Annotated in this window: 14 protein-coding genes and 2 tRNA genes; 9 read left to right on the plus strand and 7 right to left on the minus strand. The window is 43.1% G+C overall.

Going from position 1 to position 16,311, the window contains the following annotated elements:
- Window positions 1–386: 386 nt before the first annotated feature.
- The 6 genes from JMX75_RS04330 (at window position 387) to adk (ending at window position 7,375) form a co-directional block, all read left to right on the plus strand.
- Entirely contained in the window at window positions 387–1,721 is a 1,335-nt protein-coding gene (locus JMX75_RS04330; protein WP_181210917.1) for a hypothetical protein, read from the plus strand.
- Between the two features lie 240 nt (window positions 1,722–1,961).
- Window positions 1,962–4,007 (plus strand): heme lyase CcmF/NrfE family subunit, encoded by a 2,046-nt coding sequence (locus JMX75_RS04335; RefSeq protein WP_181210916.1) that lies wholly within the window; start codon window positions 1,962–1,964, stop codon window positions 4,005–4,007.
- A 1-nt stretch (window position 4,008) separates the two neighbouring features.
- Entirely contained in the window at window positions 4,009–4,659 is a 651-nt protein-coding gene (locus tag JMX75_RS04340) for a DsbE family thiol:disulfide interchange protein (protein WP_201531200.1), read from the plus strand.
- Window positions 4,656–5,222: a cytochrome c-type biogenesis protein gene (locus JMX75_RS04345; protein WP_181210914.1), complete on the plus strand. Its 567-nt coding sequence runs from the start codon at window positions 4,656–4,658 to the stop codon at window positions 5,220–5,222. The genes JMX75_RS04340 and JMX75_RS04345 overlap by 4 nt, the downstream gene beginning before the upstream one ends.
- On the plus strand, window positions 5,219–6,499 hold the full coding sequence (gene ccmI, locus JMX75_RS04350) for a c-type cytochrome biogenesis protein CcmI (protein ID WP_181210913.1): 1,281 nt from the start codon (window positions 5,219–5,221) through the stop codon (window positions 6,497–6,499). Before JMX75_RS04345 ends, ccmI begins: the two co-directional genes overlap by 4 nt.
- A gap of 219 nt (window positions 6,500–6,718) precedes the next feature.
- Window positions 6,719–7,375 (plus strand): adenylate kinase, encoded by a 657-nt coding sequence (gene adk, locus JMX75_RS04355; protein WP_149409626.1) that lies wholly within the window; start codon window positions 6,719–6,721, stop codon window positions 7,373–7,375.
- A 244-nt stretch (window positions 7,376–7,619) separates the two neighbouring features.
- Here the strand turns inward: adk and secB are convergent, their stop codons facing one another.
- The 4 genes from secB to rsgA form a co-directional block, all read right to left on the minus strand.
- The gene (gene secB, locus JMX75_RS04360; RefSeq protein ID WP_011514062.1) at window positions 7,620–8,072 is read right to left on the minus strand and encodes a protein-export chaperone SecB; all 453 of its coding nucleotides are present in this window, start codon (window positions 8,070–8,072) and stop codon (window positions 7,620–7,622) included.
- 197 nt (window positions 8,073–8,269) lie between these two features.
- The gene (gene grxC, locus JMX75_RS04365; protein WP_011280820.1) at window positions 8,270–8,533 is read right to left on the minus strand and encodes a glutaredoxin 3; all 264 of its coding nucleotides are present in this window, start codon (window positions 8,531–8,533) and stop codon (window positions 8,270–8,272) included.
- A gap of 290 nt (window positions 8,534–8,823) precedes the next feature.
- The gene (locus JMX75_RS04370) at window positions 8,824–9,279 is read right to left on the minus strand and encodes a rhodanese-like domain-containing protein (RefSeq protein WP_201531201.1); all 456 of its coding nucleotides are present in this window, start codon (window positions 9,277–9,279) and stop codon (window positions 8,824–8,826) included.
- A 147-nt stretch (window positions 9,280–9,426) separates the two neighbouring features.
- Window positions 9,427–10,530 carry a ribosome small subunit-dependent GTPase A gene (rsgA, locus tag JMX75_RS04375; protein WP_201531202.1) on the minus strand — a complete coding sequence of 368 codons (1,104 nt, stop codon included), beginning with the start codon at window positions 10,528–10,530 and terminating at the stop codon, window positions 9,427–9,429.
- 251 nt (window positions 10,531–10,781) lie between these two features.
- Here rsgA and orn point away from each other — a divergent pair, with 251 nt between their 5' ends.
- On the plus strand, window positions 10,782–11,369 hold the full coding sequence (orn, locus tag JMX75_RS04380; protein WP_011514059.1) for an oligoribonuclease: 588 nt from the start codon (window positions 10,782–10,784) through the stop codon (window positions 11,367–11,369).
- A 170-nt stretch (window positions 11,370–11,539) separates the two neighbouring features.
- Here orn and JMX75_RS04385 read toward each other — a convergent pair whose 3' ends face one another.
- The 3 genes from JMX75_RS04385 to JMX75_RS04395 all read right to left on the minus strand — a co-directional run bounded on the left by JMX75_RS04385 (window position 11,540) and on the right by JMX75_RS04395 (window position 12,746).
- On the minus strand, window positions 11,540–12,019 hold the full coding sequence (locus JMX75_RS04385; protein WP_201531203.1) for a hemerythrin domain-containing protein: 480 nt from the start codon (window positions 12,017–12,019) through the stop codon (window positions 11,540–11,542).
- Window positions 12,020–12,528: 509 nt separating this feature from the next.
- Window positions 12,529–12,605, minus strand: a tRNA-Asp gene (locus JMX75_RS04390).
- Between the two features lie 65 nt (window positions 12,606–12,670).
- Window positions 12,671–12,746, minus strand: a tRNA-Val gene (locus JMX75_RS04395).
- Between the two features lie 281 nt (window positions 12,747–13,027).
- Between JMX75_RS04395 and JMX75_RS04400 the strand changes: the two genes are divergently transcribed.
- Together JMX75_RS04400 and JMX75_RS04405 are read left to right on the plus strand one after the other, a co-directional pair.
- Window positions 13,028–14,689, plus strand: coding sequence for a cardiolipin synthase (locus tag JMX75_RS04400; RefSeq protein WP_201531204.1), 1,662 nt, complete (start codon window positions 13,028–13,030; stop codon window positions 14,687–14,689).
- 102 nt (window positions 14,690–14,791) lie between these two features.
- Window positions 14,792–16,291: a tetratricopeptide repeat protein gene (locus JMX75_RS04405; protein ID WP_201531206.1), complete on the plus strand. Its 1,500-nt coding sequence runs from the start codon at window positions 14,792–14,794 to the stop codon at window positions 16,289–16,291.
- Window positions 16,292–16,311: the final 20 nt, after the last annotated feature.

A 16,311-nucleotide genomic window follows, 5' to 3' on the forward strand; every position in this document is an offset into this window, starting at 1 on the left:
AAAGCGATGACGCAGTAGACAGTCATTTATTTTATCGCTGTTATAAAAGGTGGCATCATTATGTATACGACTGTGGTTGGTGACTCATTTCACAACGGATCTAATCACCGAGTAAATTCGAAAGAAGTAGTTATTAAATCGGTTACTGGTCATACGCCAGTAGATTATTTTAAGGATTTTTTGTGCCACAGTAGCAGTGTAAAACGTGTCATCTCTAGTCACAACTTGCCTAGGGTCTACATGTGCTAATGGATGGCAAGTATGCTAAAATCAGGCGATTTATTTTGTAGTAGTTATTGGGGAGAGGGCTTCTTATTGCTAAGCATTGTTAATGTGCTCAGAATATTTGGTCAACATCGATCATCACGGCAAGGATACATAAAGTCATGGATGTAACTTCATTGTGGCAAACAATCGCTGAGCACCCTGAGTTTTTTGCCATGCTTACCATTCCGCCGGTGACAGCATTTGTGACATGGATTCATGTCTGGATGGCGCTCAAGATGTTGTTTTATCCGATTAAGTTTCGCGGTATACGCATCCCTAATTTCCCATTCTTTGGGCTGCCGGGTATTGGCTGGCAAGGTATTGTGCCAAGAAAAGCGGGTAAGATATCTGGCGTGATTGTTGATCAGACGCTATCTAAGCTTGGCTCGCTTGATGAGTTTTTTCAGGCTATGGAACCAGATCAGATGGCGCTGTTCATCACTGAGGCGGTTGATAAAAACCTTGAAAACTTGATTGATGAAATTATGCTTGATCATTCGCCAGCACTGTGGGGCAATCTGCCTTATGCGCTCAAGCGCCGTGTCTATGCCCAAGCGCACCAAGAGCTGCCAAGCATTATGCAATCTTTGGTGACTGACTTGACCTATCATGTCGAAGATTTGGTCGATATGCGCAAGATGATTGTCAATAAGATGGAGAGTGATCGTCGTTTGATGGTCAATATGTTCTTAAAAGTCGGACAAAAAGAAATCAATTTTATTTGGCATATTAGTGCTTTGATTGGGCTGATTTTTGGCATTATCCAAATGTTTATATTCTTGGTAGTGCCGCAACATTGGACAGTACCGTTTTTTGCGGCCATTTGGGGATTTTTGACCAATTGGATTGCGATTTGGATGGTATTTAATCCTGTAGAGCCGCATTTTATCCGTTATATAAAGTTTTTTGCGCTACAGAGCCGTTTTCCTTTTATTAAGCCACAATTACCGCATATCGCTCGATATCGACTCCAAGGCGGCTTTATGAAGCGCCAAGAAGAGGTATCTGAAGTATTTGCTGAGATTGTGGTCAAAGATTTGGTGACGCTTGAGAACATCATGAATGAGATGATGTATGGTGACCGCGCTATTGAGACGCGTGAATTGATGAAGTCGCATCTGTATAAAGTCTTAGAGTCACCAGTGATTAATACGACTTTACGATTAGGACTGGGTCGCCGCGAGTTTGGGCAATTAAAAAATACCATCATTGATAAATCTATCGTTGCAACGATGGTGCCACTAAGGGACCCTGAGCTCAATGAAAGTCGTGCCAGTAAGATATTTGGACTGTTTCGTGATCGCATCCGAGCGCTGACGCCTGATGAATTCCAAAACTTATTACGTCCTGCCTTTCGTGAAGATGAGATGACGCTAATTGTGCTTGGCGGCTTAACGGGATTTTTGGCAGGTTGGCTACATCTGGTATTGGTGTTTTTCCCAGCTATGCAGTGATAAGCAATGTTTTATGCTTTTTATACACATCGCATACAGAGTGGATACAGAAACGTGACAAGTTGACGCTAATGTACCATGCTGTAAGCGCCCTAAGCTGCAATGGCTTAGGGCGTTATTTAGATAATAATAATCGTTTAAACTACAAGCAGTAACAAGTATTGGATACTTTCGATTATCCTGCAATACCAATCCCTAAAATAAACAATGACCGTATTAAGGTAAACAAGGTTAGACCGTATGTTAATCACAGAATTGGGTTATTTTGCCGTGCTAGCCGCCTTTATGTTGGCGATTTTGCAGGTAGTATTACCAACGATAGGCGTTATGCGTGACCATGTTGCTTGGCAGCGTTTGGCACCGAGTTTGGCATGGGCGCAGTTTGCCGCCATGATTACCTCGTTTGGGGCATTGATGGCAGGCTTTTATTTTAATGACTTTAGCCTTGTCTATGTGTCGCAGCACTCGAATACCTTGCTGCCTTGGTATTATAAGTTATCAGCGACGTGGGGCGGACATGAAGGCTCGCTGCTACTATGGATGACTATCATGGCAACGTGGTGTGCCTTGGTCTCATACTTTAGTCGTGGTTTGCCATTGTCGATGCGGGCGCGTGTATTGGTGATATTGGCTGGCGTACAAATGATGATGCTGGCCATGCTCATCTTTACCTCGTCACCGTTTGACCGCACTTTGCCAAACTTGCCCGTGGATGGTGCTGATTTAAACCCTGTCTTACAGGATTTTGGTTTGATTATCCATCCACCGATGCTATATATGGGCTATGTGGGTATGGTCGTGCCATTTGCCTTTTGTATGGCAGCATTGTGGGAAGGTCGCTTAGATGCGGTGTGGACACGCTGGTCACGTCCATGGGCATTGGCTGCTTGGGGGTTCTTAACCATTGGTATTGCACTGGGTTCGTGGTGGGCTTATTACGAGCTTGGTTGGGGTGGCTGGTGGTTTTGGGATCCAGTAGAAAACGCTTCGCTATTGCCTTGGTTGGCAGGTTTAGCATTATTACATTCGCTTGCAGTCACTGAAAAACGCGGTGTCTTTAAAGCGTGGACGATTATGCTGGCCATTTTTGCTTTTGCCTTAAGCTTACTCGGGACATTCTTAGTCCGATCTGGGGTGATTACCTCTGTGCATTCATTTGCTGCGGATCCCACGCGTGGTTTAGTGATTTTAGCAATTCTTGGCATTATTGTTGGCGGTGGTCTCTTGATGTTCGCTGTACGTGGCTGGCGTCTCACGATTGAAAGTCAATATCAGCTGATTTCACGTGAGTCGTTTTTAGTCATTAACAACGTCATCATATTGATTGCGACCTTAGTCGTATTACTTGGTACGCTCTATCCTATCATTGCTGATGCCTTTAATTTAGGTCAGGTATCCGTAGGTCCTCCATATTTTAATGCGCTGTTTGTGCCATTGACTTGGCTATTAATGATAGCAATGGGCATGGGCTCCAATATCCGCTGGAAACAAGACAGTCGCCCGCTCTTAGGCGCTGGTATGGTCATTGCGGCAAGTAGCCTTGTTTTAGCTGCAGTCATTGCCTATTTTGTTAGCCCTTCTGCCATGCTCAATATTGGCGTGACGCTAGCGGTGAGCTTTTGGGTATTGTTCTGGATGGTGGTCGATTTTAAAGACAAAACCAAAAATGCCCCAAGCTTATTCAAGGGCTTAGCTAAGCTCCGTTTAAGCTACTGGGGTCAGCAGACCGCTCATATCGGCGTTATTATAGCGGTCATCGGTGTTGCGTTTACCAGTACCTTAAGCATCGAGCGCGATGTGGCACTAAGGATTGGTGAAACGGTTAATGTCCAAGGTTATGACTTTGCATTAACCGATTTAAGAGAGACGAGAGGCAGCAACTTTGACGCAACGCAAGCTGAGGTCACAGTCACTAAGAAGGGCAAGGCAGTAACGATACTTCATCCTGAAAAACGGACTTATATCATCAGTACGATGCCGACGACTGAGGCGGCAATTAATGCCAACCTCATGCGTGATTTGTATGTCGCACTTGGTGAGCCTATCGCTGAGGGTAGTAATCAATGGGCAGTACGTATTTATGTGAAGCCATTGATTCGCTGGATATGGCTCGGCGCTATTATTATGGCATTAGGTGGTCTATTGAGTATGCTTGATAGGCGCTATCGTCTCAAAACAACTAAGACGCCCGCTCAAATTACAGCAAGCAAGTCAGGTTTCGCGACCGTTACTGACTTAGATGGCAACAATGTGACAGATGCCACGGCAACAATAGGGGAGAAATAAGATGACTCAATCAGAGAAGTCTCCTCAAAAAGGTACTGATAAAAAAGGCAATCAAACGATGAAAAAAAGCCAAATCAGAATATGGTTTTTGATTCCGCTGATCATCTTTGCCGCTTTTATAGTCATGCTGTATTTTCGTTTAGGTCAGCCGACCGAAATCGTAACCAATACCGCTCTTGAGCGTCCAGTGCCCGCTTTTGAGCTGCCGTTATTGTCCGATACCAGCCGTATCATGACCAATGACAACCTGCCAGATCAGCCGTTTTTGATGAATATTTGGGGCTCTTGGTGCCCAACTTGTATCATTGAGCATCCTTTTTTAATGCAGTTAGAGGAACGTGGCGTCAATCTGGTGGGCGTCAATTATAAAGATGATATTGGCGACGCCCTCGGTTATTTAAACCGTGGCGGTGACCCTTTTTCGATGTCTATCCAAGACTTATCTGGTCAATTTGCCTTAGATTTGGGTTTGACCGGTGCACCTGAAACCTTTGTGGTCGATGGTGAAGGTATTATTCGTCAGCACATTGTCGGTGAGATTAATGAAAGTAATTGGCAGAGCCGTATCACGCCTTGTCTGATGGTGCTCAATGAGGCTGATAAAAATAATGTCAGCCCTGATCCTGACCAAGTTAAGGAGGCGTGCAAATGATTATGATGCCATTAAAATCTATCACGAAAAATTTGGCAAGTTTGATCATTGCTTGTCTTTTTGGCGTGCTTAGTATCAATGTTTATGCCGCCATTGACGTCTACGACTTTGACTCAGTGCAGCAAGAAGCCCAGTACCGTGGTCTTATCGAAGAGCTGCGTTGCCCAAAATGTCAAAACCAAAACTTGGCAGGTTCTGATGCGCCAATTGCCCAAGATTTAAAGCAAAAAACCTATGACATGATTAAAGAAGGTCGTAGTGATGGTGAGATTCGCGCTTATATGCAAGAGCGTTACGGCGATTTTATTACTTATAAGCCGCCCGTACGTCCTTCAACGTGGATATTATGGTTCTTCCCGCCATTATTATTAATTGTATTAATTGCTGGCTGGTTTTGGCAAAGCAAACGCAGTCAGCGTATTGCGCGTGGTCAAAGTGGCATCTTGGTAGACAGCGCTGCTGCGTTATCAGCAGTAGAAGAAGCGGAACTTGATCGTCTGTTATCACGAGCTGATCGCAATAAAACAGATCATGACATCACAAGCATAGAGGACAAAAAATGACCCTATTTTCTACTTTTGGCTTATTTATTGCCCTAAGCTTACTGATTGCACTCGTACTGGCAGTGATCGTTATCACACCTTGGCTACGAGCTTCAAGGTTACGAGAAAATCCTGTTGACAATCAGCTACTAGACATCAATATCGGTGTATTTCGTGAGCGTTTGACAGAATTACAATCAGACAAAGACAACGGCACGATTGATGACGCCCATTATCAAAATCAAAAGATCGAGCTTGAGCGTCAGCTATTGGATGCACAGCGTGAAGTCACCCCAATGGTCGCGCCTGGTATTAAGAGTCGTTTGATTATCATGGTATGGGTGCCTGTGCTGGCAGCATTGGCTTATTTCTTAGTCGGTGATCGTACACCAGTCTTTGATTTGTGGGCAGCAGAAGACAAAGTTGCCCAAGTGGCGGATGACTTATTGACCGGTAAGATTGACCAGCCACCCGCTTGGGCGATTGAAGATGGTACTCAGTTGATCAGTGCCATGCAGACCAACGTATATCGTCATGCCGATGACCCTGATCGCTGGATGCGTTTATCAGAGCTGTTTTTGTCGTTAGAAGCTACTGACTCAGCGATTGAAGCTTTGTCTCGTGCTTATCGTCTATCGCCTGACAACGAAGAAATCGCCACCACTTATGCGCAGATTAGCTTTTTTGCTAATAAAGGTCAGCTTGATGCCAATAGCCGCCGTGTGCTGCAAGATGTTCTTGCCAAAAATCCGCAGCACGAAGGTGCGCAAATGCTGATGGCAATGGGCGAGGCGCGTGGTAATAATTTTGAACAAGCGCAAGGTTGGATTAAGCGGTTACGTAAGAGCATTGCTGCCAAACCAGGTGACCATACCCAAGCATTGAGCAGTCTTGATGAGCTAAGTGCCAATGTCACGGCACAAGAGCAGCAAGCATCTGAAGGGATTGAAGTCACCGTCTCTATTGATCGTTCATTGTTGCCACTAGTGAAAGCTGAAGATGTATTGTTTGTCGCGATACGTGATGTGAAAGGTGGCCCGCCATTTGCCGCCAAGCGTTTACCGATTAGCGTGATTAAACAAGGCGAAGCAACTGTTAGTCTAAGTGATTTAGATGCGATGATGCCAGAGCGCACATTAAAATCTGCGCGTGATGAAAAAGTTCAACTCGCTGTCATTGCTCGCATCAGTCATAGTGGTACTGCCATTGCCGAGTCAGGTGATCTATCAGGTAATCCTGTGGTGATAAGCGTCGAGCAGAATCAAGTCAATGTGGCCATTAATCAGCAAGTTCCTTAACTCGCTGAGTCCAGAATATCATCCTACATTTAGTGCGCGCTATTGTCTCATCTATGGCGCGCAACCTTCTCTCATGAACAGATAAGTCATCATATGTTGCTGCATCAATACTAAAAATACTTGAGGTTTTGAAAGCCACAAGGTAAGGTAAGCTCTGCAAACCACCAATCCCTAAGTTTTATTAGTCCCAAAATCCTATTTATTAAGGAGAATCGTGTAATGATGCGTATTATTTTGCTAGGTCCACCAGGCGCCGGTAAAGGTACCCAAGCTCAGTTTATTTCTAAAGAATATGATATTCCGCAGATCTCAACGGGTGATATGCTGCGTGCAGCAATCAAAGAAGGCACTGAGCTTGGCAAACAAGCCAAAGACGTGATGAACGCTGGTGGTTTGGTTTCTGATGATCTGATCATTAACCTCGTGCAAGAACGCATCGCTAAGCCTGATTGTGTTAACGGCTGTATTTTAGATGGTTTCCCGCGTACCATTCCACAAGCGCAAGCGCTTGCAGATGCCAACGTGACGATTGATCATGTAATTGAAATCAGTGTACCTGATGATGAAATCGTCAAGCGATTATCAGGTCGTCGCCAACATGCTGGCTCGGGTCGTGTATATCATATTGATCACAATCCACCAAAGGTCGATGGCATTGATGATGTCACCGGTGAAGCGCTTATCCAACGTGAAGACGATAAAGAGTCAACCATTCGCGACCGCTTAGCTACGTATCATGAGCAAACATCAGCTCTCGTTGGCTTTTATCAGAACAAAGCTAAAGAAGGCGGCGATGCACCTAAGTATGACAAGTTCGATGGTACCCAAGGTATTGATGACGTTAAGCAACAAATATTTTCTGCCCTAAAAGGCTAATATTTGTACTGAAGCTAGAATATAGCGGATTCATCGAATAGTGTTATGAAAGACCCTGCCGCTAGTAATAGCAATCAGCAGGGTTTTTTAATGGGTCAAAAATAATGACCAATAGCAACATAAATCTAAATGATTGAAAATAAACTCTAAAAATTTCCATAAAAAAACCCCTTACTCATGATGAGTAAACGGCTTTTTTATTAAAACGTCTTACTGATACAGCCAGTAGCGTTGAATTTAAAACTTAAGCGTTACCTTCAGCATCAACTTGTGCTTGCTGCTGACTTTGCGCAAAAGCTTGGTCAAAGTTAACTGGTGCAAGCAATAACTGCGGGAAGCTACCACGCGTTACGATATCGCTGATGACTTCACGAGCATATGGGAACAAAACGTTCGGGCAATAAGCACCTAGGATTTGACCAATTTGATCTTCTGGGATATCTTTTAATAAGAAGATACCTGCTTGATGAACTTCCGCGATAAACGCCGCTTCTTCAGCATTTTTCGCAGTGACACTAACGGTTAATACAACCTGATAATGGTCATCATCCAGTTTTTCGGCATTGCTAGATAGATTAATATCAAGCTCAGGGTTCCACTCTTTGGTGAATACGCCAGCGCCTGGGACTTCAAGTGACATGTCTTTGACATAAATACGTTCTAGTGCTAATTGCGGTTGTGCTTGTTCTTCAGCCATGATAATTCCTCTAAAAGTTAATCAAGTGATTGGGCAAACTGTTATTTTAGTAAAATAGCATTGTAATATAATTCGAGACAAAAGCTCGATATTTTTTATCAAAGCCCTTTATAGCTGTCCCTATCGTTACTTATATAAATGACTCACATATAGACTAGTAAAATAAATAAAGACAGCCAGAATAGCAAGATAGCAAATTAACCCGCTAATAGCTCGTCAAGTTTGCCTTGTTGGTTCATTTGATTCAGCTCATCAAAACCACCGACAAAGGTCTCACCAACGAAGATTTGTGGCACGGTACGATAGTTATTGGTCTTTTGCATTAAAGCACGGCGATCATCGCTGCTCATATCGTGCATGCCAATCTCTTCATAATCAACGCCTTTTGATTTCAGCAGTTGCTTAGCGTTTGAGCAATATGGGCAGATAGGGGTAGTATAAACTTTGACAGATACAGTCATGATAAATCCTTATTTATAAATGTATAGAGCAATTGTTATCGGATAGGTTCTAGGATGGAAAGTAGTATTATAAAATTTGCCTATAGAGGCTGCAATCAAGTAAATCACAAGCCTATATTCTATTATGCTCACTATAAAGTGGGGATAGGCAATATAAATTCAAGCCAAATAAATACAAAAGCGTCGTCAGTATCACAAATCCCACATAAAAAAACACCCTATAAAGAGGTGTCTTTTTTATTCACTACCGATAGATAGTAAGTCATAGTTTAATAAAGTGCGCTATCAAACTACTTGTGCAAGCTCGGTTTTGCTTTGACTTTAGTCTTTGGCTTAGCATCCTTTATGCCAACAAGTGGCATTCCAGCAGCTTGCCAGCCACCAACACCGCCTTCTAAGCGATAGACGTTTTCTTTACCAATAATCTGAATGGCAGCACCTGCTTGTACGCCCATATCGCAGATAATAATCACTGGCTGTTCAATCGCACGAATTTCCTCAATGCGGTCTTTTAGCTCAGTAAATGGGATATTACGACTGCCTTGGATATAACCGGTGACAAACTTCTTTTTGGCACGGATATCGATAAGCTGCGCATTTTGCGAGTTCACCATCATACCAAGGGTATTGGGTGAAATCTTTTTACCGCTACGTTTGTTCTCAATAGCAAAAAATAGCACGGCTAGTACGGCTAATATACCAAATAAAAACGGGTGGTTGCCCACAAATTCCAGCGCACGATCCAAACCATACCTCCAAAAAAATAAGTGTTCTATTACGCTGAGAAGACAGCCTAATGGATTGAACAAGGCGCTATTATACCGATTAGCCTATCCATAGTAAACGTGTGATGGTCATCATCGTGATTAACAGTAGATAAGAATTAATAAGGCTCAATAGGGCTTGGTATCTGCCTCTTCTCTTAGCGTCACGAGGTTTTCAACGCGTCGCTGCAATACTTTGCCATCAGCAACTGCTTCCCATAACGCGCAGCCTTTACTATTATGAGTATGGCGACAGTCGCGGAACTGACAATCACCAGATAATGGTGCAAGCTCAACAAAGCCAGAAATAATGTCATCAGGCGTCAAGTGCCAAATACCATACTCGCGAATACCAGGGGTATCGACGATGCCGCCTTGGGTCAAATCGGCTGGATTAAAGGGCAGTAAGCGACTGGTGGTGGTGGTATGTTGACCAAGTTTTGAATTATCAGAGATGATATTCACGCTTTGTGCTGATTCAGGTAGCAGCGCATTGATCAAGCTGCTTTTACCGACGCCAGATTGCCCAGCAAAAATAACCAGCTTTTTATCGATATAGCGTTTTAGCTCGTCAAGTCCTTCCTGCTCATCGCTATCCGCGACGTTTTCAGGACAGTCAACTGAGGTCAAAACGCTCTCATAACCAAGTGCGGCATATTGCGCCAATAACTCATTGGTATCGACGCCTTTTTCTTGCGCCAATAAATCGGCTTTATTGAGCACCAATAAAGGCTTGACCCCAGCATGATGACAAACAACTAAATAACGATCAATTAGCGTTGGCGCGGCAGCAGGTAAGGGCGCAAATACGATTGCCAAAATATCGACATTGGCGGCGACAGGCTTGAGCTTATGATAGCGGTCAGGTCGGGATACCAATGACGTACGTGGTTTGACTGATTCTATCCGACCAAATCCTGTATTAGAGTCAGCATTCCAGCGCACTTGATCACCTGCTGCTAGCATTGGTAGATTGGTACGTACGTGGCAGCGCCAAATATCACCGAGTGCCAACTCTTGCCAAAACGGCTCAGGGTCATCAGGTGCAACCTCAGGCTGCACAGGTATGAATGCTGGTAAGCTGGTCACTTGCACTTCCAACTGCTTGCCATAATGCGCCATGACCACACCATCCATCAAACTGTCATCGATACTGTCTTGACTTAATAATTGCTGCTTATCGATGCGCCGAATCTGTTGTTTCGTTAGTTTGCGTTGTCGGATTAATGCCATGGGTTGGTGACCTATTATAAAATATTGCTCAGTGTAGCGTGAAAATTTGCTAACATACAGCCTAAAGCGCCTGCACTGGGCAGAGATTTTGTAATATTTTAGTATTCATAAATTCTAAGTGAAATTCACAGCTGCCTAAGTACAAACATTTTTTGCACTAAGATAGTTAGATAGGCGCATTATTTTATTCACCTTGCTATTAAAGCATTGCTTGTAAGTTGTCTCAAACTTTATTGACCATAGGATATTTTATGACCACCGGCGACCATCCCAATAAAATTAAAATCAGAAACCAAGGCAAAAAAGGGCTGGTATGGATTGATTTAGAAATGACCGGACTTGATACTCTAAATGATGAGATTATCGAGATAGCGACTGTTGTCACCGATGAAGATTTGAATGTCCTTGCCGAAGGACCTGTCTTTGCGATTAAAGTATCAGATCAAAAGTTAAACGGTATGGATGACTGGAATACCAAGCAGCATGGTCAATCAGGGTTGGTTGACCGTGTACGCCGTAGTACGGTGACATTGGCTGAGGCGGAAGCTGAAACCATTAAATTTTTGAATAAATGGGTCGATAGTGGTAAGTCGCCAATGTGTGGCAATTCAATTTGCCAAGATCGCCGCTTTATGGCGCGTCAAATGCCTGAGCTTGAGCGGTTTTTTCATTATCGAAACCTTGATGTGTCGTCTATTAAAGAGCTTTGCTTCCGCTGGCGTCCTGATGTCCTCAAGAATTTTGAGAAAGGGGGCAGTCATTTAGCGTTAGATGATATTCGTGACTCAATTCGTGAGCTTAAGCACTATCGTCAGCATTTCTTTAAACTGATACCTTAAAGCAGATACCTTAAAATCGGCACCTTAGAAAAAAAGATATCAAGAAAGCCTTCAGATGAATCAAGCGCTATGATTGGGCTAATTTGTTTGAAGGCTTTTTTGTATTAAATAATCCAAATTATAATCTAGAGGTGTTATTTGAGTCATGATTGATAAGGCTGTCTTAGTTTTTAACACAGCTCATCAGTACGTTTGATACTGTCAGGGCTCGCTTCATAAATGGCATTGAGCTCTGCTTCCGTCAGGTGTTTTTCAACAGCTGGATATAATTCACGCTCTTCAAAACGAATAAGGTCGTATAAAAGCGTGCCTAATGCTTGAACTTGCGCAGCGGCTACCTCTTTATTGATAAATTTATGTGAACGCTCAGTTTCATCCATTAGTTTATATAGCTGTCTATGCTTAACATCTAAAGTATCAAGCACTGAGGCAACCTCAGTATGAGAGGCACGGTAAGGATCTAAAGCATAAGTGATTAAGGTATCCTCAATATTAAAGTGAGCTTGCATATTTTTAATATAAGCCATGAGATAATGCCAATGCTTGGCAATCTCAGCAGGCTCATCAGTACATTCTTTAGCATGGCGAGACAGGTTAAGTCCAAGGTGATGTTGGCGAGATAAAGGCTGTAATTGATTGGCACGTTTCATAATAAAAACCCGTAATGATTCAATAAATTATACTTTATTCATTATTTGTCACGGTACAGTATGCTCAATATCTACTCATTCTGTATTTGTCTGAGGCAGCCATATGAGCACAGGTGGGCATATGATCTTAGTATTGGTTAGCCGACTCCAAGTACTGTCCTCATGAATAGGGTCGACGATTGACCGGTATAAAAATTATTTTTAGCGACATTTAGTATAAGACTTTCTTCCATGAAAATTGACCACATCATGAGTATGTCATGTAAAAGGATAAGGATGGTCATCGTTTAATCACCGACTATTCAAATGGCGACTTTAATAATAGTAATTATTTATTATTGAAGATAGATAACGGAGGAGAGTAAGGAGCCAGTGAGCCATGGGAGGACAGAAGGTTTAAAAGGCGGGGATTACATATAATAGAGGTTTAGGTAAATAATAAACACAAAAAAACCTCAAATATAAATACTTGAGGTTGAAACTTTTGTATTAAAACTAAGTTTTAAATATGGCGCAGCGGACGGGACTCGAACCCGCGACCCCCGGCGTGACAGGCCGGTATTCTAACCAACTGAACTACCGCTGCTTAGGTCGTACTTAGTTTATTTAACCACTTAGCCTACTACTTAAGAGTAACGCTATACTAAATAGTGGTGGGTGATGACGGATTCGAACCGCCGACATTCTGCGTGTAAGGCAGACGCTCTACCAACTGAGCTAATCACCCTTCGAACAATTGCTAAGCAATTTATTCAACATCAACTGAGCTCTAAGTTTGTCACTAAGCTCTGCTGCTGTGGGTGTGTATTATATAGATTTACACATGGCTGTCAAACACTATTTTACATTTTTTAAAAAATGATTATTAAAAAGGCTTTTGAGAGTATGGCTAGATGATGTGATAGCCCATATGACAACTACCTAGTCAACGAATAGTTACCTATTGCGCGGCGGATAAAAGCTACTATACTTGATTGGTTGTATTTGATTATATTGTGCTATTACCAGTTGGAGGCGAAAACAATAGAAGCTTTATCTACTACTGAGCAGCAAGTGGCAGCATGGTCTTGGACAGACTTTGCTGGGCTAGGTCTGATATTTCATATTATTCTTATGATTGTGATGACGTTGCGTATTGTCTCGGTACAGCGCAATATTGGGGTGGCAATTGCATGGATAGCGGTTTTGTTTACTTTGCCCGTATTTGGCTTGATTGCCTATGTGCTGGTGGGTGAGCCGATGATAGGTCGACGTTATCGCCAGCGAATGGATCAAGCGCGACTACTGATGAATGAGATGGCACAACGGGAGCGCTTGGTGTTTGACGAAGGGCAAGAGGTATTGCCGACTCATTACCGTGGGGTCAGTCATATCGGTACGCGCTGGACAGGGTTTGGGGTATTCTCAAACCATGATATGCAACTGTTGACACACGCCAATATTATTTTTAAACGTTTGATTGATGACATCAATGCCGCTCAGCGCAGTATCTTGATGGAGTTTTATATTATTTATCCTAAGGGGCAGGTGCTTGATGTTATAGAATCGTTAATGGCAGCCGCTCAACGCGGAGTTGAGTGTCATATTCTGATTGATAGTGTGGGGAGTTTTAGTTTTTTTAACAGTAAAGCCCATCGAAAATTAGAAAAAGCAGGCGTTTTTGTCCATCAGTCATTGCCAGTAGGGTTGTTTAAAACGTTATTTAAGCGTTCAGATTTGCGTAATCATCGTAAAATCGTGGTTATTGATGGTTATATCGGTTATATCGGTTATATCGGTTATATCGGTAGCTTTAATTTGGTTGATCCTAAGTTTTTTAAGCAGAATAAAGACGTCGGTGAATGGATTGATGTAGCGATACGCAGTGTCAGTGATAATGACATTAGCATTGCGACTGCAATGGCAAAAGTGGTGGTGACCGATATCGGGGCGGAAAACAGTGACAATCTAGATGCGCTGCATCAACGAGTCAACAGCTACACACGTAAGCTATATGTGCGCAATCCGACGATTAATGACATCAATAGTCGCATCAAAGTATTGGATGATGGGCTAGAAAATGTAGAAAACCCCTGTACTGGTGCGATGTCGACAGTGATTCCGCAGATGCCGGTGGTAAAAGGCGTGGTCGCGCAGCTGATTCCTTCAGCGCCACAAGTGACCGCTCACGTTATTTATAATACCTTAGTAACCGTTTTACATCGTGCTAATCACTGTATTTGTATCACAACGCCGTATTTTGTACCGGATGAAGCTTTGTCAGGCGCGCTAGTGACGGCAGCCAAGCGCGGGGTCAAAGTTACGCTGATTATCCCTGAAAAGGTTGATTCATTCTTAGTTCAGCACGCCTCGCAAGCGTATTACCAAGAGTTGTTAGAAGCGGGCGTTAGCATTGCTCTGTTTAAGGGTGGTCTGCTGCATGCCAAAACAGTAGTTATAGATGACGATTATTGTATATTTGGTACCGTCAATATCGATATGCGCAGCTTTTACCTGAACATGGAAGTCAGTTTGGCGATTTATACGCCTGAAATGGTCGCGCAAGTTGCCGCTTGTCAAGATTCGTATTTACAAAGCTGTCGTTTTTTAACCTTGGATGAGTGGCAACGGCGTCATAAGGCTGAACGCTTGTTTGATAATGTGATACGCTTATTTAGTCCATTATTGTAGCCCTACATATTTTAAGTTAAGGTATGCACTATATTTTGCATAACTGCCTGTAGTTCATTGCCTCTATGATTAATTTACTTTTTTAAAGGATACGCGTTTCTTATGTCTGCATCGCCCTTAACGCCCCTTGATTATATTGCAACAGGTTATTGGCAAGATTTTTTGGTAAGGCGTGCTGTCGCAGGCGGTATCGCTTACGAAGTGGATTTGCATCACTGTGGTTTGGATGAATCGCTGGCAAGCTTACAGCGCATAGATACGTTACTGTCTCAGATACGCCGCGATATGGTCAAAACAAGCATTTGGGATGAAGCAACGTTATTAAAAGATGCGCGCTATCGTAATTTTATGGTATTTTTGGCGTTTTATGCAGGACGAGTATTAGCACAGCAATGGCAACAATCGCCGCGTTGGTTTGGTCAGTTTGAGCTAGATGCCCGCTATCCTGAATTAGTACTGACGACCGATGATTTTTATCAACATATGGCAATGTTTTATGGCGCTGATACTGATGTTAATACCAAAGATAGCAGTGATAAAGCTAATACCTCGCTTTTCTTTGCTTTAGAACCGATAGGGATGCGTTTATTTGGTCATATCGACCGCGCGTTTAAATCGGCGCAAGGTGGTGAAGTCGCTAGCGGCTTATACCAAGCCGTTAGTGACAGATTGCCAAAATCTGTAAATCATCAGCCTCATTTGGTTAATACGACCATAGCAGATAAACCAAACACTCAAACAGCAAATGAAAAGGCATTTATTGAGAAAGTAAGCCCTGAAAATAGTAGCACATCCTTTTATTCGAATAGTAAGTCGTCCATAGACATGGCGACAAATCAACTTTCATATGACAAAGCGGGTAATGTATCGTCTACAGCAGCTACTACAATTACATCAATGCCATTAGCAGAAGATATAGAAATAACAAACGCAACGGCAGCACCTATAGTAGAACCAGTAAAAACCACGGCAGTCGCAAAAAAACCACCCACGCCAGAGATTTTTAGCCAACTATTAACAGAGCTACATGAGATAGAAGTAACACAGACCACGGGCGAAACTGAATATGAGAAGGCGTGCAAGGTTTTAGATCAGTTTGAACGTCATATTGCCAAGCAAGAAAAACCCCGTAAGCAAGTCGTCTTTTCAGAGGCGCATCAGCAAGCAAAGCAGCAGGCCCTGCTAGGATTAGAAGACGCTGCAAATGCAGGAAACAGTGCTGCGATGTTGCGCTTGGCGATGTATGAGCTGCTCGGCGAAGGTCTGATAGCAAACGAAGGCGCTGATAAAGTCGCTGGTATAGAGGCTGGGGTTGAATGGGTGCAACAAGCGGCAAGTAAAAATGACAGCCGCGCTCAGCGCTTACTGAGTAAAATGTATTATCAAGGCGTAGGGGTTACGCAAGACCTTAAGGTCGGTAAATATTGGCTCGAGCAAGCGGCAGAAAATGGGCACATCGAAGCGGCAAGCTTGGTCGGTCAGTGGCAACAAGCACAAACGTTAATCAACACCCAAAAGCAAGAGCAGCATAGCCTTAAGCGCTATCAGCTACTGTTTGCAGTCATTATCGTAATAGCCTTACTCATTATTATTTTGGTCTAAAAAACGATGACCAACATCCT

The organism is Psychrobacter sp. LFX-11D, from assembly GCF_904846475.1.
In the GTDB taxonomy this organism is placed as follows: Bacteria; Pseudomonadota; Gammaproteobacteria; order Pseudomonadales; family Moraxellaceae; genus Psychrobacter; species Psychrobacter cryohalolentis.

Coding starts and splice junctions, on each gene's coding strand:
- JMX75_RS04330 (WP_181210917.1), top strand. CDS start 387: ATGGATGTAACTTCATTGTGGCAAACAATCGCTGAGCACCCTGAGTTT.
- JMX75_RS04335 (WP_181210916.1), top strand. CDS start 1,962: ATGTTAATCACAGAATTGGGTTATTTTGCCGTGCTAGCCGCCTTTATG.
- JMX75_RS04340 (WP_201531200.1), top strand. CDS start 4,009: ATGACTCAATCAGAGAAGTCTCCTCAAAAAGGTACTGATAAAAAAGGC.
- JMX75_RS04345 (WP_181210914.1), top strand. CDS start 4,656: ATGATTATGATGCCATTAAAATCTATCACGAAAAATTTGGCAAGTTTG.
- ccmI (WP_181210913.1), top strand. CDS start 5,219: ATGACCCTATTTTCTACTTTTGGCTTATTTATTGCCCTAAGCTTACTG.
- adk (WP_149409626.1), top strand. CDS start 6,719: ATGATGCGTATTATTTTGCTAGGTCCACCAGGCGCCGGTAAAGGTACC.
- secB (WP_011514062.1), bottom strand. CDS start 8,072: ATGGCTGAAGAACAAGCACAACCGCAATTAGCACTAGAACGTATTTAT.
- grxC (WP_011280820.1), bottom strand. CDS start 8,533: ATGACTGTATCTGTCAAAGTTTATACTACCCCTATCTGCCCATATTGC.
- rsgA (WP_201531202.1), bottom strand. CDS start 10,530: ATGGCATTAATCCGACAACGCAAACTAACGAAACAACAGATTCGGCGC.
- orn (WP_011514059.1), top strand. CDS start 10,782: ATGACCACCGGCGACCATCCCAATAAAATTAAAATCAGAAACCAAGGC.
- JMX75_RS04385 (WP_201531203.1), bottom strand. CDS start 12,019: ATGAAACGTGCCAATCAATTACAGCCTTTATCTCGCCAACATCACCTT.
- JMX75_RS04405 (WP_201531206.1), top strand. CDS start 14,792: ATGTCTGCATCGCCCTTAACGCCCCTTGATTATATTGCAACAGGTTAT.